Genomic DNA, 22,509 nt, shown 5'->3' with positions numbered 1-22,509 from the left:
GTGCAGGCGCGTATCCCCGCGCTATAGCGATTGAGCGACCTCAGTGAAACCCGAAACGAGGAGAAAGGCGGTTCTCGCAACTGGGGCAAGCGTGGCAACAAGCTGCTTCATGGCTGGGGGTTCGACAGCTTCACGCGGTTACTCGAATGCCAGACGGAAGAGCACGGTATCTTCGTGACGCGGAAGTCGGAGCGCGACACGTCTAAGACGTGTTCGTGTTGCGGGCGGAAGAAGAGGTAAACCGAGTGGAGCGTGGCCTGTACGTCTGTGATTCGTGCTGAACGCGGACGTGCATGGAGCGGTGAATATTCGGCGAAAGATAACCTGGGATCCTCCAACGTGGATATGAGTACCGGTCGTTTGGCACGGCCAGGAGTCTACGTGTTTAAATTAGGTAGCGAGGCGGATTCCCCGTCCCACCGTGCGCGGGGCAGATGACTCAACCTTCGGGTCAGTTCGAGTCGAGGGGAACACGTGGACTGCGTAATATCCCAACGCTCGAGAATCCTTCCCGTCAGGTCGGAGGTGTCAAGTACATCACATGTGTAGAATTCACCGATTTCAGACATCCGTAATCTGGTGTACAGTGACTGTCAATGGTTCCTGTCGCTGTCGGGCAAGGAGAGACGATAGATCTCGGTCGGGTACGAACGCTCACCGATCCTGTACGTTCTTTCGTCGATCTGTTCGAACCCACGCGCTTCGTAAAATTGGCTGCCGACGTCGTTTCCCGATAGCATTTCGAGTGAAACTGCCTCGAGGTCCTTCGGGAGCATTTCAAGGCCAGTGTGTAACAACTCCGTACCGATCCCCTTTCCCCAGTCGTCTGGGTGGACGTATATCTCCTTGAGACCCGCTTCCGCTTCTCCGACGAACTCCTTTGTCTTATGTCCCCATCGGAAGTAGGCGTATCCCCGGACGAAACCGTCATCGACGGCAACGAGGAATCGGTCCCGGTCCGTCTTGACTCGTTCGTACCACCGTTCCACTACGTCCGGATTTGGATTCGTCGGGACCTGTTCAAGAACGTTTTCCGGGAGTACGCCAGTGTAAGCCTCTCGCCACGCCAGCCCGTGTGTTCGAACGACGCCGGCGATGTCGTCAGGCCCCTTCAGAGTCCTGATTTGCATAGCGTATGACTGTCTCCAACAGTACCAGAAGGTTTCCCAGAGTATCCGCACCCGATTTATATATTCGTGTATGGAGTGGCGACACGCAGGGAGATGAAACAGATCCGTGTACAACTGACGCTTGACCCAAACGACCTCCCCCCGTTTTATTCAATCGTGTCTGACTCACCGGACATCAGCGAACTACAGCTCGTCGACTGGAACTTAGCTGCCGACGATATTGGAACGATTATTTATGTTGTCGATGGTGACGAAGAACGGTTTCGCGACGCACTCGACGGGGCGAACGGCATCGTCACTACTGATGTTACCAAATCCAGCCAAGGTTGGTCGTACGCCGTTGTCAAGGCGAAAGTGCATGCGATTCCGCTATTCGACACGTTAATGGAACTCGTAGGCAGAGCAGGAATGATTGTTCGAAAGCCGATCGTCATTGATGATAACTGTTCGCACGCACGGATCGTCGGCGAACCGGAATCACTTCAGTCGATCATCAATGATGTTCCATCGAATTTTGAGTTGCGTGTTGACCGAATCGAGTCGTTCCCCGGCGAGGTGGATGCTCCTGAACAACTGTTGAGCGATCGGCAGCAAGAAGTCGTGTCGTTGGCACTCGAAATGGGATACTATGATCAGCCACGTGGGACGACACACGCCGAAATCGCGGCAAAGGTCGGGTGTGCGCCAAACACCGTAACAATGCACCTACAGAAAGCTGAGGCAAAACTGATTCCCGCAACCATGAATCACCCCGGGGCCTGATCCCGGGGCGATTCACATCAAGGGATGAGTACAGCATCACAACTTCGTTTATTGACCACCATGCTTTCGACGGGTGTGGATTGGTCGTTGACACGCTTGCAGCCCTCAGTGTAGCTCCGGTAGGCTGGCAACCTATAGTAACAACTGCAACTATAGTAACCGCTAGAACTTTCCGCCCACAGATTGTTGAAGCTACTAATGGACCATCTCGACGAGATCTCCGTCGAAGAACTTCACGACGCACTCAACAACGTCGAGGGGAGGAAGCCGACACAGCGACTGATAGCGGCAATTGAGTACAAAAACGGCGTTACGCAGACTGAACTAGCTGAGTGGCATAACACCGGCCGGCGAACAATCTACAGTTGGCTCAAGCGACTCGATACTGACGAGTCGCTTGAGCAGGCTGTTACTGATGCTCACCGATCTGGGAGAAAACGAAAACTCTCAGAAAAAGAGCAGCAAGAGTTCGAAGACACAGTCCACGAATCTCCCGAAGAAGTTGGGGTAGACGCGCCGGCGTGGACGCCGGCGCTCGTCCAGCAGTATCTTGACGAAACCTACGATGTCGAGTACTCAATCCCGAGCTGTCGGCGGTTGCTCAAAGAAGCGGGATTGAGCTATCAAAAACCACGACCTACAGCCGCCGAATCAGATGCTGAGGACCAAGAAACGTTCCGCGAAGAACTCAAAAAAAGCGGCGGGAAATGGACGCCACGGTAGTCTGTATCGATCAAACCAAGAAATCCGTGCAAGTTGAGCCGCGTGCCGCGTGGTTTCCGCGCGGCACACGGCCGTCCGTCGAACTGTCTGGGCAACGCGACTGGACGTGTCTGTTGGGCGCGATCACCGAGAACGGTGATCGCTTTTTCACTCGATTCGAAGAGTACGTGACCGCCGCCCACGCAAAACATTTCATTCTTGCGTTATGCCAAGAGTTCGAAGATAATTTGATTGTCGTGCTAGATGGAGCGCCGTATTTTCAGGCGTCGGCCGTCACGGACCTGGCGGCCCGTGACGACCTCACCTTCGTGAGGTTACCGGCGTATTCTCCCGAACTCAACCCAGTCGAGGAGTGCTGGAGACAGCTCCAGGCAGCCCTCAGCAACCGGTTCTTTGACTCGCTTCCTGAGCTCACAACAGCGATTGATACCGCTCTTGATCAACTTTCGCTCCCAAAGGTGAGCAATCATTTCTAACGTCTACTATAGTTACACACTGATCGCCGAGCAGGCTGGCGATCAGGTGTGCAGTGACTTGCAGTGGCTACTATACTGGACAGGTACTTTCAATGAGCACGTTGTTGCAGATGAGTGGAGTACAGCTATGCGTGGCTACCGAGACAGAACGAGTGCACGTAGACAGTTGGCTCCTGAGTGTTTATATGCCATGAGTCGTATTTTTGTGGTTTGAGTGTGAGTCCTGCGGTGCAACACAGAATGCGGATTACGTGGGTGCAAAGAATATTGGGTGGCGGTTTGTCCGTCGGGGCCTACAGTCGTCTCGGCGGACGGGCGACAGTCAATCGTTAGGTTCAGCATCATCAACTGCCAAATTGGCCGATATAGATAAGATGACAAGAATGACACTTCACTCCGCCAGTCGGTTGTAAAGTCTCCCAAACAGGTACCCGAGGATGTATGCATCGATGAAGCCCAGAACTGTGCCCCAAACGAGATCCCCTGGCTCATGGCTGTATCCCGGGTAGAGGTCCGCAAGCAACAGTCGCCAGCGTTCTCCGTATTTTGTCCCAGCTGCCAGTTCCAGGAAAGCAACCACTGCACCCCAGATGATACCTGCCGAGAGGCCGAGCGCACCGGCATCTACCTTCCCTGTGGTCTCTACGGCTTCGGCTGAGAGAGCACGGGTCTGTTCTTGGACCGAGGACTGTGAGTCGCTCATCCTACCGAGAGGTCGTCTCCTTCAACAAAAATACACTAGGGTAGTCCTAGTGCTGTGTGAATTACTACACGTAGAACTGGTCATCGGCACCCGTAACACTCGATAGGCCGATTTTCCCATGGCCCTGTCAGTATGAACCAACCGACTTGTTCGATAGCCATAGAGACGAATCTTCATTCCCTGTACGGAGATTTACTGATGGGTTCATCCTCTGTCTGATGAACGAAATAAAGTCGCTCTGCTGTACCTATCCTCTGTATCTTGCACGCGCTTTCTACCAGCTACTGGACAGATTGAGCGGGACGTGCTGAACTCAGAGCGCGAATGTGGCACGGACTGAGGAGCGATCAACGCGGAAGATCGAACGGTCAGTACAGGAGAGATAAACAGTAGTGTAGCGATAAATTATACTGTTCATTTAGAGTAACTCTCTTACTAAGACACCTCTATAGAGAGGACGGGTTCGAGCGGCACTATAATTCTTTGCTCGTATGAGTGTCGTCAAATGATCCTCGTTCGATTACCGTAATACGTGCTGGTAACGACTCAACGTCTACGGTCAACTCGTACTCATTATACTGCTCAATGTCGGTACAACGGAACTCCCATGGCCAACTGTCATCTTCCCCAACCACCTCAATAATCAATTCATCCGCAGATTCGTCGTATTCGACTGTGTCAAGCATAGCCGCGTTACACGAGTTGCCGACAATAAATTCCCCCGTCACGAAGAATTCATGTTCGTCTGTCTCGTCTATCCTTGGTGGCTCCTCTGACTGGTCGCTAGGGTCAGTTTCTCGGGCTACGAAGTCAATACCGGTAACGGGGCCCGGAGTAGGTGGAGTTTGCAGAACGCGGTATCCAAGACCGCCGCCAAAGGCGGCTGCTACACCAGCAGCCAGCACCGAGCGTCGATTCATGACATTTGATAGAGGTTATGCGAGTAAATGCTTTTGGATGGAAGTATTCGGACATAAGAGATGTAAATTGATAGCGTCTTCAGCACTCAATAAGTGCCTGAAGTGAGCGGATGCTTCACAGCTTTCGTCGTGAAACAAACGAGGTCGTTGTCCTGCATCCATGCTCTGTATTCAGCAGCTCTCTCTTGTCTGGTTGTGAGAGTTTCAACAGAGCCGGTTGACCGAATCTATCCACCAATTCCAGCAGCAACCGCGCTAGACGAAAGCGTCTGAGTTGCTCTGTTCGGTTTTTGTGGTGCCACAGGGGCGGACACCATGACAAAACATCCGACGTTATCGGAGTTCGCCACGAACGAAGCCACTGACTCGAGACCGGCCAGTCAGCCATCGACTGACGAGACCGTGACGATGACGGCTGACGAGCGAGTTGCAACGTACCTTATCGAAGATCAGATGGCAAACCTCGCAGATGCGATTCGTGAAGCAGTTCAAAACGGCATTGACAGTCCAGGGTCAACCCGTGTGCTGGTCAGCATCTCACCAGAGCGGTCGCTCATCCTCGATGATGGTGCTGGTGTCGACCTCGCGTCGACCGAGGGACGACGCGACCTCTCGGTACTTGGCGCGGGGAGCAAGCAACGATCGGACGACGAGACGATCGGTGAGTGGGGAATCGGCAAGGGAGCAATCATCGCAAAAGGTGCGGTCCGGATCTGGAGCCACGACACTGCACTCCACTTTGACTACCGAGATCGACGCAACTCCGGACCGTGGGCAGAGATCAACGGTCGCGATGGCCAGCTAGAGGATACTGACCATCACCTCGAGGGGATGCTCGTCGAGATCGATCACTACGAGCACGAAGTCCCTGATTCGGATAGCTACCGCTGGCGGCGCTACGTTCGCGATCTCCGCAAGTGCTTTGCGTACGTGCAGTCACGAACGGACGTCTCGGTCGTGATCAACGGCGAATCGGTCGACAACGGAGACCCACTCGAGGCGGTGGCAAACTCGCCCCATCCATCGCTCATTCGAGAGACCGACGATGCGATCCTCGCACTCGAGTACGCTCCCCATGAGGGACTCGACATCTACAGTAACGGGTTGTACGTGACGACGAAACGCGAGTACGGACTCGGTGGAGTCGTCGTCTCGAAAGGGAATCTCACGCTGAACTTTGCACGTAACGAGATCCAGTCTGGCTGTAAGCGCTGGCAGCGGATCGGACACGCACTCGAGCAGGCCCGTGATGAGCTGTACGCGGACGTCTCGGATGACCGATTGACAGCCGAGAGCCGGGAAGTGATGGTCGAAGAGCTGGCAGCTGATTCCAAGAGAGAGAGGACCAGTGGGCCGGTCGGAAGCTGTTCCAGTTGGCAACGGAGTCCCGTATTAGCCTCGAGAAGATCTAGGCTGCTCCGGAGATTGGTTGGGTCACTGGCGCGGAGAAAGGTGCGGACAAACTCGTTGAGCGAGGCTACGTCGTCCTCGATACGAGCGACACAGCAACACATCGACTTCGTGAGCTGGCTACTGATGAGGAGACATCGATCGACCTTCCGTTGACGTTCGATGTCGGGAAGCAAGCCGAGTCAGAAGGCGTGTGGACCGGGTATCATCGAATCGACGATGAGTCGCAGTTGAACGCAGATCAGCGACGCTATCTCCGCTTTGCTCGCGTGTTGGCCCTAGAACTTGGTATCGATCGGGATGTGTACTACGGTGAGGCCAGTGCCGATGCCTGGACCGATGGCAGGTCGTATATCGTGATCACTGACTCGGCAGTAACGAGTCGCCAGCGCGCAGTCTGGATGCATGACCTGTATCTGGTGTTGCTGCACGAAGCAGCGCACCAGACCTCGAGTACGAACCGACCGTCGCATGGACATCACTTCGAGAGCACGTTTCGCTCACTCGTTGAGGATCCAGGCAATCGTGACACGTTCGCTGACCTTGTGCAGCAGGTTCTCGATGAAGGGTTTGAGGCCGTGTTCGAGGAGTACGGACACAGGTAAGCTACCCCACCCTACTCTCTCGGCACAGACGCGCCTCGGTCCTTGAGGGTAGCGTGGGACCGTCGGTCCCACGGACCATGCGAACGGCCGGGCCGTTCGCAGATGGGGATTTGATGTGGACTCCCGGCAATCACGCTGAAGTTGATTGACAGTGGGTTCTCTATCCCCTCCCTTCTTTTGATTTTCTGGGCCCGAAAAATAGTCATTATGTGTCTCCAGTATGTTTTTGAGTCCAATGACCGGTCTCGTCCACTACCATCACCCTGACGACGAGCACTATTCGCTCGCATACGTTACACTCGATCGTGACGAGATCAACCCCGATGACGGGAAGATAAAAACCTACCAACTCGAGGAAACGGTACACGTCCTCTACACCAACTCCGGAGCGAGTGGGACGGTCGACGATATCACCGAGAATTTTGAAGCGATACTGGACGAAATGGACGAATCAGACCGGCTCGTGACAATGCGTATTCTCCAGACCTTCGAAGGTGTCCTCGAGGCCATGGAACTCGAGGAGGGAGAGAAACTCGAGATCTATAAGCAGATCGACGTTGGTCGAATCCCGACTGCACTCGAGCACGTCGACTGGTCGAGACCAGTAGTCGAGGTCGCAGGGCAGTTGCTGTCATCACTCATTTTGGCACATTCCCTTCCGAATGCCAACCACCGTACATCGATCGCGTTCGCCGAGTGGTACCTCGAGAGTGCCGAGTCGTCGTTTTCACTTCCGAAATTGGCGACCGAGAGCTACGATTGGCAGGAGTGGGTCGACCCATACATCGTCGACTCGAAGCGACTGCTCACTGTTCGACGAAACACAACCCCGTTCAGGATGCTCAGTGAGTGGGGCTGTGAGATCGTGTTACGAAAAGGTGAGATCGAAATTGAGCTCTCGGAGTACGACCTTGAGATGCCCCAGTCAGAAGCCCTGTCGACGTATGCGACTCACCATACCGAGCTCTGTACCGGACTCATCATCGAATCAGTGACGCGAGCCGGAGCGTCGCATCTGCGCTTTGAGGATGGGCTCGACGAACAGGGGTTCCTCGAGTATCTAGAAATCAGCGAGTAAGGCTCGAGCGTTAGTCCCGCAGCTGGGCGACGGTACGACCAAGTTCTCGAGCACGCTCACTCTCGGAGATGTCATACCGTTCTTCTAGCGACCGGAGTTGTTCGTCGAATTCCATGGTAGTACTGGAGATGTACTCCTCTATGAAAAAATAGTGCATCGTCGAATAAGTAAGTTCTCGTGCTCAGCGCTTACTCTCCATAGCGGTTCCCACTGAACAACACGAGGAGATTCACAGTACGACCAAAATGCGAATTCGAAGTCAGCGGCTACATAATCGGTCGATATTTCGGGCTGAACGCGAGTCGGCTGTCGTTCTATTCGTTTCTCACTGCCACTGGAAGATTACAACAAGTTGAACGGGAGTCCCTTCCAGTTCTCTAGTAAAAGTAGGGGGTGTATTTTGATCAGTTCATGGACTAATCGCGTGCTCGAATTTTGTGTGCTCCCAGCACTATTGAGCAAGACGGTCCTCTGGTGTGCCTGAGAGACTACTTGTAATAGCGCTGACCGATGCATAAGATATATTACGGAAACAACTAATCGAAATGTAATGTATCTCTATACGCCGGATGAAATTGATCGAGAGCGAGCTCACCACCAGGCAGTCATACAGGGCGCAGACAATCTAGACGTCAAGCGAATCGGGAACCTTGGTGAACTCGCGTTCGAGCAATTCTGTCGGGAGTATCTCCCGGTGGAGATGTGGGAGTGGGAAAACGAAGAAGCAATTCGCCGCTGTAATGCCGAGAGTTTCTCGGGTCACGACTTCGAGGTCTTTGGCTACGAAATCGACGTGAAGACCTCGAGAGACGTCTCGGCGTTTCGTCCAGCGAACCTCCTCGAGAACGACCCTGACGACGACATCATTGTGATGGTCTGGCATCGCGACAACGAAGATGCACTGATTCTTCTCGGCTGGGAGCGAACTGAAACCCTCAAGTCAAAAGTCAGAACACAGGACGCGTATTCTGGTGAGGAGCCTGAGAAACTCGCCCATCTCGCTGCTCGCCCAATGAACGAGTTGCAGGATCTGGGGCCGAACACGGCTCACATGAACCAGAAGCCACAGAATCCGTTCAAACCCGGCGATAGAGTAAGAAAAGCAGGCGATGACGACGCGTCAGTTGCAGTCGTCGTGGAGGTTGTCCCGCCTGAGAAGGACGTTTCTCTCTATGGTCAGACGATGGATGGTGAAGCCGTCAGTGTTGCATTCCCGAATATGCTTGATGACGGGCCGGGGAACTGGCGTGAAATCCATCCAGCGAAGCTTGCATCTTACTGTGACGATCAGGATATCCAGCTCTATACGTACAAACACACAAACCTTGAGTACGCAGAGAATCCATTCACTCCAGGCGACTACGTCATCAAACCAGACTATGAGGATCCCGATTTAGCAGTCGTTCTCGAGGTCGCAGAAGACGGTGACGACGACCGGGATATCACTATCGTGTTCTGCAAACATCTCGAAAAAGAGTTTGGCGAGCAAACGTACGTTCCGCCGGCGGAGCTCGAATCACGTTGTGATGAGGCAGGTATCAAGTCGTACTCTTACGGGCACGATGAACTCTCGTTCAAACCGCAGTACTGATCTGGTGTCTTGGTGTACGTAGAGTAATTAGCAGTCGATATAGGGGTTCAATCGACGTACTCGAGAGCGAGTTTCGAGAGAGTGTGCTCGGCTGGAGCAAACGCAGCGAAGTCGGCATCGTTGGTTAAGACCGTCGGTTCCCGATCTCGATGCTCGAATGCCAGAACGACGATCGGGATATCTTTCGGCTGAACGCCCGTAATTCTGGCGAGGAGTTGGGTGTGAACGTTCGCTCGTCGTTCGTCGAGTAAGGAGTCGGCGAAGTCGCGACTCGAAGGGGCTTCGATGAGTCCGGTCATTCGGGTAAGTCGAGTCAGGAATAGTGTCTTCAGCTCGTCTCGTTCTCTCGCTGTTAGCCCGGGTGTCCGATCGAACGCGTTGAGTGCCTCCTGGACCATGTATGCGTTGATCGCCGACACCGTCTCGCCCCGTTCGATGTCGTCGAGGAGACGTTCCGCTCGATCGTTCGTTCCAAGCGTTCCGAAAACCCAGAGGTTCGTATCGAGGATCTTCACGCGTGATCGGCGTACTCGTCGACTATCTCTTCGCGAGCGGCTGCAACCGCGTCTGCGACCTCTTCTTCGTCGACGCGCTGACGAAGCTCGTCGAGTCGGCCGTGCAGTTCGTCGTCACTCACCGGCTTCTGTTCGGCGCGAGCGAGTAACTGCTCGACGCGGAGCGCCGCGATCGCTGGTTCGTTATTCAGTTCGATCAGGTGGCGGCGAACCGACTCCTTGATGAACTCGCTCTTGTTCGTGTAGACGCCCGTCTCTTCGAGGAACTGCTCGAGTTCCCGATCGAGTTCTTCGGGAAACTTGACGCTGACGTTGGCGTACTTCATGGTAATACTATAGTAGCACAATCAAATAAAGGTGCGGCCACTCCTCCGAACAATTAGACAGACCACGAACTCTTTAGATCAATGCTCTCAAACCTGGTCAGCGAGAGCTATGCGGCCGACAACCTGGCACTGGGAATCTCATCTGATTGATTATTTCTCCAACCTACCGACGGCGAAACAGTCGGGGGTCGCGGTTGACGAAACCCAGCAACCGCACCAGTCAAATGATATTGTTTGTATATTGTCACTAACACACATCTACCGGTCCAAGAATTGCTATCGAGGGTCCGAGGCATGATTTTGACCGGCGTGCTCCCCAGAAGACTCACTTCAACAGAGGAATTAATTTCCAGGGATGGCTAATATTGTTGATGATCCCGGTACAAGGTCAGGGTACTATCGAGGCAAGTCGATTGCTACCACAATGGTTGGATAATCGACTACGACGAGTTACCCGGGGTACTCAAGAATACAGTATTCCATATCATTTGGATGCCAATAGTATCAGTTATCGAAGTCAAGCTGTAACCCAGTATCAACTTTATTCACTTCTAAATAAATACGGGAATTGTTACTGCGAAGTGAAGTTACAGGGTGAGGGTAGAATTGATATTGTTTGGGAAGCCCCAAAGTCGGACCGACTTATTGGAATTGAAGTCAAAAGTTTCTCAGACTACAAGAACACACCGTCGTATAAATTACGTGAGCAGGTCGAACGCTATCGGAACTCGACTCCTATTGATTCACATCGTATCTCTGTCGACCAGCAAGGCCAGGCCTATAATTCAGATGAGTTATATCTCTTTGATGGCATCTGGGTTGCACTTCCAAGAGAAGAGCCATGGGCAGAAGACACCACTGGTGAAAAGATCGGTGACGGATGGCTAACATATGATTATTTCACCGGCAAACTATCCTACACCGTAGAGAAAACAAATAGAGACACAATCTTCTCACAACAATATTTGGACGAAAACATTGGTGGGGAGGCAGAATTAGTGACTGCGCTATGGAACTATTATACAAATAAAGAGATGATCGTAACGTCTGAGGTAGGGTTCAGAACGTCACCGTATGACCGGCGACGATTGGACTATACTGCTGATAGTGACCGTCACAAGCTCTCTGGGAAACTACGGGGAGACTATCGGAAGGCAGACTTAGTGGTGGGGAACAAGCACGTGCTTGATGAGAGTACAAATGAAACTGAAATACTCGGTATCGAGGTAAAGAAAAGTCTTTCAAACAAGTCCAGGATCATTGACCAGCTCGAAGACTACATTCAATCAACGCTCTTGTGTAGCACTTTGTTGATTTCACAGCGTGGCTTTGACAGCGTGTTTGAGCGCTTCTCTTCCTGGTTTCCGTAGTAGCTTTCGTCGAAGTTGGAACGCTCGGAGATACTGTGTGAGCTTGTCTTTTGAGACGCCTCGATGAGGCGAGAGCCACGGTCGCAGCAGTGATCCGTGGCTCTCGCAGGTGTTGACGTGAACGTCTTCGTCGGCATATTCGCCGTCGCCGTGGACGACGTATTCGCGGTCGAATGCGTCGTCCTCGGCTAACGGATCGTAGGCACGAAATCCATCGGTGTAGACAGTCAGTGGCTCCTTCTCGCGGTTTGCAAGAAGGAGCCGAACCGTCGATTCGTCGGCGGATTTCGCGGGGATCACGTACCGATTGCCGGTGCCACGATCGACGATCGTGAACACCGGCGGTTTGTCCTGCTCGTATGATCATCGCCCACGCGTGGACAGGCCACGCGAGCGCGACTCTTGGTCGCGCTCGCGGCCTTTCAGCCCTGCAGAAACGTAGACTTCGTCGATCTCGACTGGACCAACGAGGTCGAGGGAAGGCGCGTCGAGCGCCTTCGTGAAGCGCTCGACGCGCTGGTAGATCGTTTTGTACTGAACGTCGATCTCTAGCTGAAGTTGGCGAAGACTCGTGTTAAACCGGAGGAACGCGTAAATCGAGAATAGCCACTTTCTGAGTGCAACTTTCGAATGGGCAAAGATCGTGCCGGTCTTGTCGTTGAATGTGCGGTCGCAATTCTTACAGAGATAGCGCTGAAAGTGTCCATAGCTGCCGTTCTTGACCGTCAGGTCAGAACGGCAGCGAGGGCAAGTAACACCGTTACGCCAGCGAGCCTGCGCCAACAGGTCCGCTGCGACCGATTCCGATCCAAACACATCTAGCGGAATCATGCCTAACGGACACCGCTGACGCGGTGTCCTTGCTCTCTTCGATTCCACAGCGACAGCTGAGCAGTATCAACAATCTCCTACAGAAGAGCGAACAACTGAAACTGTGTACACACCAATCGCGCAGCCGCGGTTCTCACTCGTTCCACTCGCTTGCGGGTCACGCTGTTCCCCGCTCGTCATCCGCGGTTCTCACTGACTTCGTTCGCTCGCGGGTCAGGCTGTTCCCCGCTCGTCATCCGCGGTTCTCACTGACTTCGTTCGCTCGCGGGTCAGGCTGTTCCCCGCTCCTCGTCCGCGGTTCTCACTCACTTCGTTCGTTCCGAACCGCGCTCGCTCCGAACCGCGCAGCCGCCGTGCGAGTGGGTGTGCACTGACGTTCAGTGGCTACTATAGTTCCCATGGACTGAAACACGACCCCAAGCACCGTTCCGACGATAATCAAACCGAACGAGGAGATTACGCGGTCTCGTATACAGCAACGACTGAAACGCTTTACACACTACTCGGTGCAGAAACATTCGTTTTCTTGTCCGCGCGTTCGAACGTGAACTGCCCGGTGGTGACCGGTGCCTCCTAAAAGTACTGTGGCTTCCTCCGCATCTTCGCCCAGAGTCAGTACACAGCGTGGCACATTCGCGGTATGATTCAGCACGGTATTCTGAATATCTACTAGCCCTGAAATACCGTTCAGTGCTCAATACGCAAGTGTACTGAGCGGCTGGAGACGTATGGAATAAACGTGGTCATCTTGCTGAACTCATCTTCTATATTCAGCAGCCGACTTTTGACATGTTTCGGACAAATCAATAGCTGCTTCGGTAACTGCTTTCCCTGAACTGGTCGTTAGATTGCTTGGTCAAGATTGTGGACGAGACACGCAAGAGCGAGTTCACGGAACTGCTTCCACCAGCGTCGTGAACGGACGAACGCGCCGTACTTCCGCTTGAGCGTTAAGTTGACTGTCTCTGATTGACTCCGTTGGCCGTAGAGGTCGGCGTCTAAGCGTGCGTTCCATGCCTTGTGAAGCGGTGTGAACTCACGGTGTTTGATTCGTGGACGGATCTCGTGTTGACGGGCAAGCCGTCATCCGAAGGCAAGAGACATCGTGCACGGGTGAGTTCCCGAGTTTTGTACGTGCCCGCTGACAGCATCGCATTCAGTTCCGCTCGCGCATCAGCAGACAGATCGACAGAGTACTATTGTGTTCGTGGCATGAGTGACTTCAGAGAAATTCTGAACGAACCATAGAGGCGCTCACGCAGATAAAGCTAGCAGTTCAGGTCTGAAGCCGCACTAGTTGGATCCGTAGAGGTTCTCGAGGAACCGGTCGCCGAACACGACCACCAGTATCGCTCCCACGAGGTTGAAACAGAGGTCCAGGGCGGTGTCGACCTTCCCGTACGTGACGAGTAGCGGCTCGAAACCCCGCCGGCGGGCGTACAGGTGGATCACGTACTCGAGGGCCTCCCAGAGCAGGCCCCCGGCGACTACGGTTCGAAGGACGGTCGCGTCGGGATCGTACCCGCGGCGGTGGGCCGCGACGCGAGCCAGCCCGCCGAGGAGACTCGCCGAGTGGACGTGCGTGAGGTGGTCCCACCACCAGACGTCGTCGTACGGACCGAGCATGCCGGCGGCGTGAGTCACCATCGCCACCGCGGCGTAGAGGCGCTGCCACGGCCGGAACTCGACGTTCCAGCAGCGTTCGACGACCGACGGAAGATACGTCCCGACGTACGCGATGACGGCGTTGACGACCGCGCCGGGGTTCCTGCGACGGGCTCCCATGACGAAAACGAGCCCGATCCCGAGCCTGACGGCCCGGACGCCGACGCTGGCGACCGACCCGCGCGTCGAGCTCACGTACTGACACCCCGACTCTCAGGGCGGTGAGCGAGGGCCGTCGTAGTCCTCCCGTGCGAATTGGCCGGACGGCGAGGTGATCCGGGACCGGTCGCAGTCCGTCGGATCGTGCCGCGGTCGCCGCCGTCTCCGCACGGCCGACGGTCGAAACGCAGTTCCCGGTTTCGAGCGAGCCCTGTCATGAACTGTTAGCGGAACCGTACCACCGCGACACGGTTAGGCGTTGGCCCGATGGGGCCGCCGGAGGACCGAACGGAACGATCCGTTCCCGACACCCGGTTTCGGCACCTCGAGAAGCGAAGCTGATCCCGGCAGCTCCGTTGGACCCGGTGATGGTCGGATTGGCCCGCCGATTCGACCGTCTGAAATTGCGCGACTCAGCCGTACCACGGTGGGAGCTCTCCGGGGTCGATCCCCCAGCTAAACGGGAGCCACTCTGGACGAACGCGAGCACCAGCAGGACGCCGATGAGGTTCATACTGACTCCGACCGAGGCCATCTTTGGGACGGTGAGATGGCCGCTGCGGAAGACGATGGCGTTGAGGGGCGCGCCACCGGAAGCACGAACGCGACGGTGGTCGCTGCGTTCCTCGAGGCCGTATCCAATCGATCGTCGCCAGTGGGGGAACGGAGGAGTGGTCAGTCGACCACGGTCACGTCGAACGTATCGGGCCAGTGATACCGCCTGCCGCCCCAGACGAACGTCGGCCTGACGATTCCCGCGAGGACGAAAAACGGAGCGAGGAGCAGTGATGGAACCGCAAACACCCACGTCCGTCGATCGACACCGAGCGAGCGGTACCGATCGCGCGCGATGTACGTAACGCCGAAGGCGACGAGCAACGGGGCGAGGATCCCGGCCGCCGCGACCGCCAGGAAGAGCCCCAGAATCGCCAGAGTCCGTCGCGGCGCAAATCGGTAAAAGATCGTCGCGAAACGCGTGATCCGCTCGTAGGTGACGCGCGGACCGCCAGGAACGTACACCTTGTTGACGATTTCCCGCGAGGCGACGACTTCGTCGGTGTACTCCGCCAGCAGGGCGTCGTCCGAGACCGTCCGCCGGAGGTCGCCGACGTAGCCTTCGAGATCAATCTCGCGGCGGTCGAACGTCACGCCGCCACCCCAGGTCACCCAGTTCGTGCGATCGACGTCGTCGTCGGTCAGGACGATCCGGTCTTGCGAGGCGTGCTCGAGCGCGAGGGCGACGGCGTTTGCCTTCCCCGAACAGCCCTCCGGCTCGCCGGCGACGAGCAGCTCGGCGTTCTCGGGGAGCTCCGCGCTCGCCACCGGATCGTCCTCGTGGTCGCAGACGACCAGCAGTTCGTCCTCGGGCTCGAGTTGGCGAGCCAGCTGTGCGCACGACCGCGTCCACTCGAAGGTTGGCAGGATAATACTCGCCATCGACCCACCGTACACCGGCCGTCCGGCTAACGATTGTGGGACGTATCAGCAGCTGAGACGGAACCTCGTGGCGACGCGAGAGCGATCAGTTTACTCGGTCTCGACCAACCGGTCGAACCGTTCGGACAGCGAGTCGGAGACGTCCGTGAGGTAGGCCGTCCCCCACAGCGTGACGATAATCGCCCCGACGGCATTGAAGATCAGGTCGACGATCGTATCGTTGATCCCGTACTGTGCGAGAACGGCGTCGAGCCCGAAGACGATCGCGCTCTGGTCGATGATGAACTCGAGGATTTCCCAGAGGACCCCGGCCGCGAACACAAAGATCAGGATGAACGCGGCCATCACTTTCGGCGGGATGTAGACTCGGTCGGTGTGCACGTGTATCGCCCGGAAAATGGCGTAGCCGGCGGCCGAAACCACCGACGCCGACAACGCGTGGGTCAGGTGATCCCACGGATCGATTGCGTCGTACAGACCCGCCGACCCCAGGGCGTGGAGGAAGACAGCAGTCGTGATCCACAGCACCAGCCCGGCGTCCATCGGGAGGTCGTACTCCCGCTCGAGGATCGCCGGGACGAACGTGATCGCGAGCGCGACCGCGGCATTGGCAATCGTGGGCAGATCCCGAACGTACAGCCCCCAGACGAGGACGACGGCGAGGACGACCTGCATGGAACGACTGGCCTGGCGCTGTCGCCGGGGAGAGATGCCGAGACGGTCCCGGAGCTTCGGCGAGTCGGGTTCGCCGGTCGACGCCGCGTCGGCTTCGGTCTCGAGTTCACCCCGTGGTTTCGGCGGGACGTACGTCCGCTCGGTCGGCATCCTGTTTCGCGAGCGGAAATACAGATCGAACAGGAGACCGCCGCCGATCCCAGCAATGCCGGCGTAAATGAACTCGATCATCATGTCGGCGTTGATCGCGTCCTGCGAGCGACTGTCGAGGACGAACGACGTGCCAACGAGGACGTCGGCGACCCACTGGAGGACGTTCCAGATGCCGGCGACCGCGAGCGTCGTCAACGCCACGAGGGCGATAGCGAGCCCGTGGTTCAACCGGACGGCGGTAAACTGGTGGAGTTCGACGGCGATCAACAGCGCCAGCGCGGCGACCGCGAGATACGCCGGCACGTCGGTTACGAACGCCCGACCCAGCAGCGCCTCCCAGAGGATCGGGACGGCGGCGATGGCGACCAGTTCCCACGGCGGCATCACGCGCGGATCCCGGAACGCACCTCCGGGAACGAGGACGATCACGACGACTACCAGCGCGATGAAAGTCCAGTCGAACGCCCCCTCGAGGGCCGACAGAACCGCGGTCAACGACAGGATAACGACGACGACCCAGCCGACGATAGCGTTCGGACCCGTCTCGGAGAGTAAGGCCCCCAGATCGTCCGTGCGTTCCATGTCCGACTATTCGAACGACGACTTCAAATTCGTATCCCCGTCCGGCCGTTCCAAGCCGGGAAACGTTCATATCCTTCCGTCGCTTATGGAAGGTCACAATGATGGCGACGACCCACGCGCTGTGGGGGATGGCCCTCGCCCTCCCGGTGATTGCGGCCGCCCCGGAGTACGCACTCGCCGCGTTCGTCGCGGGCCTCGTCGGCGGTCTCGCCCCCGACCTCGATCTCTATACGGGACACCGGAAGACGCTTCACTACCCCGTCTACGCGTCGCTGGCCGCGGTCCCCGCTATCGTCCTCGCGGTCGTGTTCCCCTCGACGGCGACCGTCGCGCTCGCGGTCGGCCTCGGGGCGGCGGCGCTACACGCCGGCAGCGACGTCCTCGGTGGCGGCCTCGAGCTCCGGCCCTGGGAGGGAACCTCCGAGCGAGCGGTTTACAGCCACTACCACGGACAGTGGCTCCGACCCCGACGGCTGGTCCGGTACGACGGCGCGCCGGAGGACCTCGCGCTGGCCGGCGTCGCCGCGGTGCCGATCGCGGTCGCAGGTGACGCGCTGATCGCAGCGGTCGCCGTCGGGTTCCTCACGATTTCGGCCGTGTATGTACTCCTTCGCAAGCGTCTCGCCGCGCTTGCCGCACGCCTCGCTCGCCTGCTCCCGGCACCGGTTCGTAGCTACGTTCCCGCCCGGTATCTCGAGGCCTGACGCTCGTTCCGCTGTAAATCGCTCGTTTCGTGGTCTACCTTTTTGATCGGTGCCGGCGAACCAACACGTCTGCATGTTCTCGTGCCGATAGACGACTCCGACCCCGCGGACGCGGCACTCGAGTACGCGGTCACCGAGTTCCCTGACGCCGACGTGACGGCGTTGCACGTGATCGATCCCTACGAGACGAGTTTCTCGTCGTGGCTCGGCGGGGAGCAGTTCTCGGAACGCCTCGAGGAGGAAGCAGACGTACTGCTCGCGGCAGCTATAGTAACAACTGCAACTATTTTACACACTGATCGCCGAGTCATCTGGCGATCAGGTGTGCAGTGACTTGCAGTGGCTACTATAGAAACCCCGGGGTAAACACCGTGAACAGAAAACCCTGGACGACCTCCTCGAAGACGCCCGGTGATCCCCGTGAAAGCGTTTCCTCCCGGGACCGCTGGTCTCACCCAAGGAACTGCCGATATTGCTTTCGGATAGACTATCTGTTTTGTTTTCCAATCCTCTACTAGTATATATACCCTCCTGGATATAATGGTAGTGCGCCTACTGCATAGGAGCAGTTTTTTGCTGTTAATGTCTGAGTATTCCGTGACCGACGCGACCGACGCGACCGACGCGACCGACGCGCTGTTCAAGGCCCTCGCCAAGCAAGAGCGCCGCCAGCTACTGGCTACCCTCGCGACGCATGGCCCGACGGAAATGGTCGCGCTCTCGGACCTCCTGGAAGGCAACGATGCCAGCACTTCCATGGTTATGTTCCACCACAACCACCTCCCGATGCTGGACGAGTTGGACTACATCGAGTGGGACTCGACGCAGAACGAAGTCGGACAAGGCCCGAAGTTCGACGACCTCGTCCCCTTCCTCGATCGGGACTCCCCTACCTGCCTATTCTCTCCTTCCTGACACTCTTGTTTGCTCCAAGCCGCCCGCCGCCTACTGGTTCTCCATCTCACAACCTCGTCCGTGAGAGTCGGGGCCGGGACACGGGCTACAACGGCACCTCCTACCCGGTGTTTTACAGTTCCTGACGTGATTCGGCTAGATTACCGATTGATAACAGGTCTCCCAGTTCGAACGTGGTGAACCGTTGATGGTCAGGAACCTCACGTACCTCGCAGCAATTGCAGTTGGGATCCACGGAGTCATTCACTTTCTCGGGATCGGGGTCTACTTCGAGCTACTCGAGATGGCAGACCTCCCGTACAAAACCACCCTGCTCGGCGGTGCCGTTGACGTGGGGGATGTTGGAATTCGGGTCTTTGCCGTGTTGACTGCCGTGGCCGGTGTCGGGTTCGTCGCTTCGGCTGTCGCGCTGGTAACTGACTGGCGCTATTGGCGAGAGATGCTGCTCGCAGTTACCGTGTTTTCACTTGTTCTCACGATGCTTGATTGGACCGTCGCCTCCGCGGGCGTTCTGGCGAACCTGGCGATTCTGGCTGGCCTTTTCGTGATGTCACGGCCGTGAAGTCCACTTTTGCAATTCTCGCAGTTCTGTTGAAACCCTTAGAAAATGATAGTTTTGGCACCCTGTGCGGTAAGTACAGGGAATACACCTAACGTTTAGAGGAACAGTAATGCCCTGTGAATGATCCACTTTTCGATCGTCACTCGCATCGGTCGTACAATTGATATTCGCTGTGGAGGGTTTCAGGACCCAGATAGAATTGCAAACGGATACACGTTTGATCGTCTGTGATACGGTCTTGCGCATCCATAGTTGCGGAGTACTCATCAACCTCGACTCGGACGGTATGCGCTCCCGGCTCAACGGGATCTTCGAGCGCGATAGCGGATTCACCCGAGTCGGCTGCTTCAAGGTGATATGTCTCTTTGAACACGGTTCCCTCTTCGTCCTCAATTTGAACCATGAACTCGTGATCTTCTTCCCGTTGATCGTTTCGGACTTCTAAGCTACCAATCTCGGGGACAGGCTCAGAGTCGTCCTCATCGAGACAGCCGGCACTAATTCCACAAACAGAACAGCAGCCAACTGCAATGAACTCCCGCCTTCTCATATGGGCGGAGATGGGACAACTGTGTATAATTCTTCATATCCAGTTTGCACGTGTAGTGTGCAGTAGATTCATGCGAATAAATGTCTAAAGAAGAGGGTTTTAACAGAGCCATTCTCGTCTTTCTCTTTCCTGGAGACCTCCTCCGCACTGACCAGAACGCTCGAGCAAGAGTGACCGGACGATACAGGTATTCGAAAGTTTGAGATGGTATAATCTTGAATAACAGTATATGCAGGGCCCCAAACTCAATTTTAGAGAGATTTTTAAATCGGCAGTCGTCCTTGTTCTCGTTATCGCGGTCCTACAGTATTTCGGGGGGATAATGGTGGAAACTCCCGGACAAGTTGACATCACTGGGTTAGCGACAATCGCAGTGGTGTTTCTGATATTATCTGCTGTGATTGCGATAGTCACCGTAAATACATCTCTCCCGGCACCTGACTGGGCCACGAGAACCGACAAATAAGAAGTCGACTGGACGGCTGACTCACCGATTCTGGTGTGAAACAAACTCGGCTGCTGTGCTGCGTCCATGCGTTAGATTCAGCACGCAGTTTCTGACAGAATCTGAGTAAGGCGTTCAGTTTCTACTGATTGCACAGCACGGATGTGACACCGACTGAGAGCGATCTACGGGGGACGATGAGATTCAAACTGCGTAGGGGGAGGTGGTGTTCAAAACGCCGCTGTGAATAGATTCCAGTACCACGCTTGCCAGAGTAAGACGAGAAGTGCCATTACCAGCGTGGTCAGATATACCAGACCGTACCGGCTGGTTGATCCTGCATCAAGGTCACGGGCGACGAAAACTCGTTGCCACTCAATGCCAACCGAGACCACCGTGACTACGGCTCCGATGGCCAAGGCGTATAGTAGCCCGAACGCCAGCCGTTGCCAGAGTATGAAGCCGTACACCCAGGACGCCATATCGAACGGCGGATTCAACGCGACGCCACCAATAAACGCCACCAGAAAGGCAACACATCCCAAGATTGCGAGGCGAGGGCGGTTTAGATACCCGCGCATCGCTCCCCAACCACGGTGCCGATAGGCGTTGATCGGCCAGATAACAATCGGTGAGAGGAGAGTCAGAATAACTGTGCCAGCGAGACTGACCTGGAAGCCCGCCGTCTCGTACCACGAGAGGCGTTCGAATGGTGGTGCTGGTGCGTTCATGTAGAGGTAGTCATCCTCGATCGCCACGCTCGTCTGTCCGAAGCTTGCATCATCGTCAGTTTTGGGCTCGAACACGCCCGGTTCGACCTCGACCCATCGACTCTTCTCACCTTCTGGTGATATGAGTTCGAGCACGCCGTCATCAGTCACGGAGGCCGTCACTGTCCCTTGAGCTAGTCCCAGGAACTTTTCGTGTGTCGTCTGGAAGGTTGTCATCCGGTACTCCCCGGCGTACTCGTCCGCGCGATCAGCCGTCGTCGGATCCGCTTCGATCGCATCCTCGGCCGGTGCGAATCGCTCGTCGACGAATTCGCCAAGGATGTCGTCGAACGGGGCCATCGAATTGAAACTCACAAAGAGACCAACGTCGTGTTCGGGAAACAAGACGAACAACGTGTGGAAGTGTTCGGTTCCGCCGGTGTGCACGACGAGTTCTCGCCGCGATACTCGCTCAGCATGTAACCGTACCCCACCCCGTGTACACCCGGATGATTCGCCGCCTGCTGTTCGAACATCTCTTCGACCGAGGCGGCCTCAAGGATCTGGACATTCTCACCGCCGTGTTCGACTGTCCCGTCCTGGAGTTTAGCGAGCGCAAATGCACCCATGTCGGGTCCGGTGGCACTCACCGAACCAGCTGGCGGAATTCCAACAATCGTCGGATCACGCGTTTCGAACCCGTCGTCGACCGGGACGTGCCCCTTCGAAAGCGTTCGGTCTTCTGGAGCGGGTTGGACAAACGTGGCGCTGTCCATCTCCAGTGGGCTGAAAATTTCGTCCTCAATGTGGGACTCGAGTGATTTGTCGTACGCTTCCTGAACGACGAGGCCAGCAAGGACGGTTCCGTGGTTCGAATACGAGATCGTCTCGCCAGGCTCCCAGATCTGTGGCGGCATCTCCGATTCGAGTTTTTCTTCCCATTCCTCGATCTCGCTGTGTTCCTGGACGAAGATCCCTTTGAAGCGGTCATCGTATCCTCCTGAGTGCGTTGCAAGGTGTGCAAGCGTTACCTCGTCGTCGCCTTCGAACTCGTAGTCATCGAGGTACGTTCCGACTGGTTCATCGAGGTCGAGCGTACCATCTTCTACACCCTGCATTACTGCCGTCCAGACCAGCAATTTCGAGACCGATCCGATCATGAAGGAGGTCTCATCCGAATCGACAGACTCACCGGTCTCGTAGTCGGCATACCGATAGCCTTCAGCGTGGACAATCTCGTCTCCCTCCACGTACGCGACCGTTGCCCCAGCCACGTCGTGTTCAGTCATCGTCTCCTCAATCATCGCATCGATAACCTTCGGTTCAAGTGGTTCGTCACCAGTAGGTAGTGCATCTTCTTCTTGTGCATCCGCAGCGTCCCCAGTACCCATTGCGAATGGCCCAAGCACGGCCATTGCGAGAAGTAGACAAATCGTTAGAACGGCCGCGTTAGAGTTGAACTGCGTGTGCGTAGACCCCATTGGGACTGAGTAGGTGGGTGAAATAGATATA

Annotated in this window: 20 protein-coding genes and 5 pseudogenes; 12 read left to right on the top strand and 13 right to left on the bottom strand. The window is 56.1% G+C overall.

The window, feature by feature from the left end:
- Window positions 1-30 precede the first annotated feature (30 nt).
- Window positions 31-438, top strand: a pseudogene (locus tag NMAG_RS21285) (zinc ribbon domain-containing protein); the annotation flags it as partial.
- Window positions 439-593: 155 nt separating this feature from the next.
- On the opposite strand, the gene NMAG_RS20005 reads toward NMAG_RS21285, so the two are convergent.
- Window positions 594-1,130, bottom strand: a complete 537-nt coding sequence (locus tag NMAG_RS20005) for a GNAT family N-acetyltransferase (RefSeq protein ID WP_004216224.1) — start codon at window positions 1,128-1,130, stop codon at window positions 594-596.
- A 93-nt stretch (window positions 1,131-1,223) separates the two neighbouring features.
- Here NMAG_RS20005 and NMAG_RS20000 point away from each other — a divergent pair, with 93 nt between their 5' ends.
- From NMAG_RS20000 to NMAG_RS22540, 3 genes and pseudogenes are all read left to right on the top strand, one after another.
- Window positions 1,224-1,892: a helix-turn-helix domain-containing protein gene (locus tag NMAG_RS20000; protein ID WP_004216223.1), complete on the top strand. Its 669-nt coding sequence runs from the start codon at window positions 1,224-1,226 to the stop codon at window positions 1,890-1,892.
- A 198-nt stretch (window positions 1,893-2,090) separates the two neighbouring features.
- A protein-coding gene (locus NMAG_RS21280) for an IS630-like element ISNamo16 family transposase (RefSeq protein WP_076611238.1) occupies window positions 2,091-3,091 on the top strand; the annotation gives its coding sequence in 2 pieces (ribosomal slippage) (window positions 2,091-2,583 and window positions 2,583-3,091; 1,002 coding nt in all).
- A 209-nt stretch (window positions 3,092-3,300) separates the two neighbouring features.
- Window positions 3,301-3,504 (top strand): annotated as a pseudogene (locus NMAG_RS22540) (hypothetical protein); the annotation flags it as partial.
- Here the strand turns inward: NMAG_RS22540 and NMAG_RS19985 are convergent.
- Together NMAG_RS19985 and NMAG_RS19980 are read right to left on the bottom strand one after the other, a co-directional pair.
- On the bottom strand, window positions 3,483-3,794 hold the full coding sequence (locus NMAG_RS19985; protein ID WP_004216219.1) for a bacteriophage holin: 312 nt from the start codon (window positions 3,792-3,794) through the stop codon (window positions 3,483-3,485). The pseudogene NMAG_RS22540 and the gene NMAG_RS19985 sit on opposite strands and share 22 nt — an antisense overlap.
- A gap of 473 nt (window positions 3,795-4,267) precedes the next feature.
- The gene (locus NMAG_RS19980; protein ID WP_004216218.1) at window positions 4,268-4,714 is read right to left on the bottom strand and encodes a hypothetical protein; all 447 of its coding nucleotides are present in this window, start codon (window positions 4,712-4,714) and stop codon (window positions 4,268-4,270) included.
- Window positions 4,715-5,029: 315 nt separating this feature from the next.
- Here NMAG_RS19980 and NMAG_RS19975 point away from each other — a divergent pair.
- The 3 genes and pseudogenes from NMAG_RS19975 to NMAG_RS19960 all read left to right on the top strand — a co-directional run bounded on the left by NMAG_RS19975 (window position 5,030) and on the right by NMAG_RS19960 (window position 9,398).
- Window positions 5,030-6,729, top strand: a pseudogene (locus NMAG_RS19975) (ATP-binding protein).
- Between the two features lie 235 nt (window positions 6,730-6,964).
- A complete protein-coding gene (locus tag NMAG_RS19965) occupies window positions 6,965-7,807 on the top strand; it encodes a hypothetical protein (protein WP_004216214.1) in 843 nt (280 codons plus the stop codon).
- A gap of 550 nt (window positions 7,808-8,357) precedes the next feature.
- Entirely contained in the window at window positions 8,358-9,398 is a 1,041-nt protein-coding gene (locus NMAG_RS19960; RefSeq protein ID WP_004216212.1) for a hypothetical protein, read from the top strand.
- A gap of 47 nt (window positions 9,399-9,445) precedes the next feature.
- Here the strand turns inward: NMAG_RS19960 and NMAG_RS19955 are convergent, their stop codons facing one another.
- Both NMAG_RS19955 and NMAG_RS19950 read right to left on the bottom strand, forming a co-directional pair.
- On the bottom strand, window positions 9,446-9,913 hold the full coding sequence (locus NMAG_RS19955; RefSeq protein ID WP_012996982.1) for a hypothetical protein: 468 nt from the start codon (window positions 9,911-9,913) through the stop codon (window positions 9,446-9,448).
- Window positions 9,910-10,239, bottom strand: a complete 330-nt coding sequence (locus NMAG_RS19950; RefSeq protein WP_004216207.1) for a ribbon-helix-helix domain-containing protein — start codon at window positions 10,237-10,239, stop codon at window positions 9,910-9,912. The genes NMAG_RS19955 and NMAG_RS19950 overlap by 4 nt, the downstream gene beginning before the upstream one ends.
- 581 nt (window positions 10,240-10,820) lie before the next feature.
- Here NMAG_RS19950 and NMAG_RS21835 point away from each other — a divergent pair.
- On the top strand, window positions 10,821-11,609 hold the full coding sequence (locus tag NMAG_RS21835) for a hypothetical protein (RefSeq protein WP_148221950.1): 789 nt from the start codon (window positions 10,821-10,823) through the stop codon (window positions 11,607-11,609).
- Here NMAG_RS21835 and NMAG_RS19945 read toward each other — a convergent pair.
- The 5 genes and pseudogenes from NMAG_RS19945 to NMAG_RS19930 form a co-directional block, all read right to left on the bottom strand.
- Window positions 11,556-12,440, bottom strand: a pseudogene (locus NMAG_RS19945) (IS1595 family transposase). The gene NMAG_RS21835 and the pseudogene NMAG_RS19945 sit on opposite strands and share 54 nt — an antisense overlap.
- A gap of 843 nt (window positions 12,441-13,283) precedes the next feature.
- Window positions 13,284-13,523 (bottom strand): annotated as a pseudogene (locus NMAG_RS21270) (transposase); the annotation flags it as partial.
- A gap of 210 nt (window positions 13,524-13,733) precedes the next feature.
- The gene (locus NMAG_RS19940) at window positions 13,734-14,300 is read right to left on the bottom strand and encodes a hypothetical protein (protein WP_004216206.1); all 567 of its coding nucleotides are present in this window, start codon (window positions 14,298-14,300) and stop codon (window positions 13,734-13,736) included.
- 639 nt (window positions 14,301-14,939) lie between these two features.
- Window positions 14,940-15,701: a glycosyltransferase gene (locus NMAG_RS19935; RefSeq protein ID WP_004216205.1), complete on the bottom strand. Its 762-nt coding sequence runs from the start codon at window positions 15,699-15,701 to the stop codon at window positions 14,940-14,942.
- 90 nt (window positions 15,702-15,791) lie between these two features.
- Window positions 15,792-17,111 (bottom strand): hypothetical protein, encoded by a 1,320-nt coding sequence (locus NMAG_RS19930; protein WP_004216204.1) that lies wholly within the window; start codon window positions 17,109-17,111, stop codon window positions 15,792-15,794.
- A gap of 98 nt (window positions 17,112-17,209) precedes the next feature.
- On the opposite strand from NMAG_RS19930, the gene NMAG_RS19925 reads away from it, so the two are divergent.
- The 4 genes from NMAG_RS19925 to NMAG_RS19910 all read left to right on the top strand — a co-directional run bounded on the left by NMAG_RS19925 (window position 17,210) and on the right by NMAG_RS19910 (window position 19,292).
- Window positions 17,210-17,815, top strand: coding sequence for a membrane protein (locus NMAG_RS19925; protein WP_012996981.1), 606 nt, complete (start codon window positions 17,210-17,212; stop codon window positions 17,813-17,815).
- 81 nt (window positions 17,816-17,896) lie between these two features.
- Window positions 17,897-18,148, top strand: a complete 252-nt coding sequence (locus NMAG_RS19920) for a universal stress protein (protein ID WP_004216202.1) — start codon at window positions 17,897-17,899, stop codon at window positions 18,146-18,148.
- Between the two features lie 249 nt (window positions 18,149-18,397).
- Window positions 18,398-18,730, top strand: coding sequence for a hypothetical protein (locus tag NMAG_RS19915; protein WP_237076860.1), 333 nt, complete (start codon window positions 18,398-18,400; stop codon window positions 18,728-18,730).
- A 187-nt stretch (window positions 18,731-18,917) separates the two neighbouring features.
- Entirely contained in the window at window positions 18,918-19,292 is a 375-nt protein-coding gene (locus NMAG_RS19910) for a hypothetical protein (RefSeq protein WP_004216199.1), read from the top strand.
- A gap of 139 nt (window positions 19,293-19,431) precedes the next feature.
- Here NMAG_RS19910 and NMAG_RS19905 read toward each other — a convergent pair whose 3' ends face one another.
- The 3 genes from NMAG_RS19905 to NMAG_RS22530 form a co-directional block, all read right to left on the bottom strand.
- On the bottom strand, window positions 19,432-19,842 hold the full coding sequence (locus tag NMAG_RS19905) for a hypothetical protein (RefSeq protein WP_004216198.1): 411 nt from the start codon (window positions 19,840-19,842) through the stop codon (window positions 19,432-19,434).
- Window positions 19,843-20,517: 675 nt separating this feature from the next.
- Window positions 20,518-21,357 carry a hypothetical protein gene (locus NMAG_RS22535; protein ID WP_012996980.1) on the bottom strand — a complete coding sequence of 280 codons (840 nt, stop codon included), beginning with the start codon at window positions 21,355-21,357 and terminating at the stop codon, window positions 20,518-20,520.
- An 11-nt stretch (window positions 21,358-21,368) separates the two neighbouring features.
- Entirely contained in the window at window positions 21,369-22,388 is a 1,020-nt protein-coding gene (locus NMAG_RS22530) for a serine hydrolase domain-containing protein (RefSeq protein ID WP_237076859.1), read from the bottom strand.
- Window positions 22,389-22,509: the final 121 nt, after the last annotated feature.

Source organism: Natrialba magadii ATCC 43099 (assembly GCF_000025625.1).
GTDB lineage: Archaea > Halobacteriota > Halobacteria > Halobacteriales > Natrialbaceae > Natrialba > Natrialba magadii.
The sequence above is the reverse complement of the archived record's forward strand: the minus strand, read 5'-3'. Positions and strand labels throughout refer to the sequence as shown.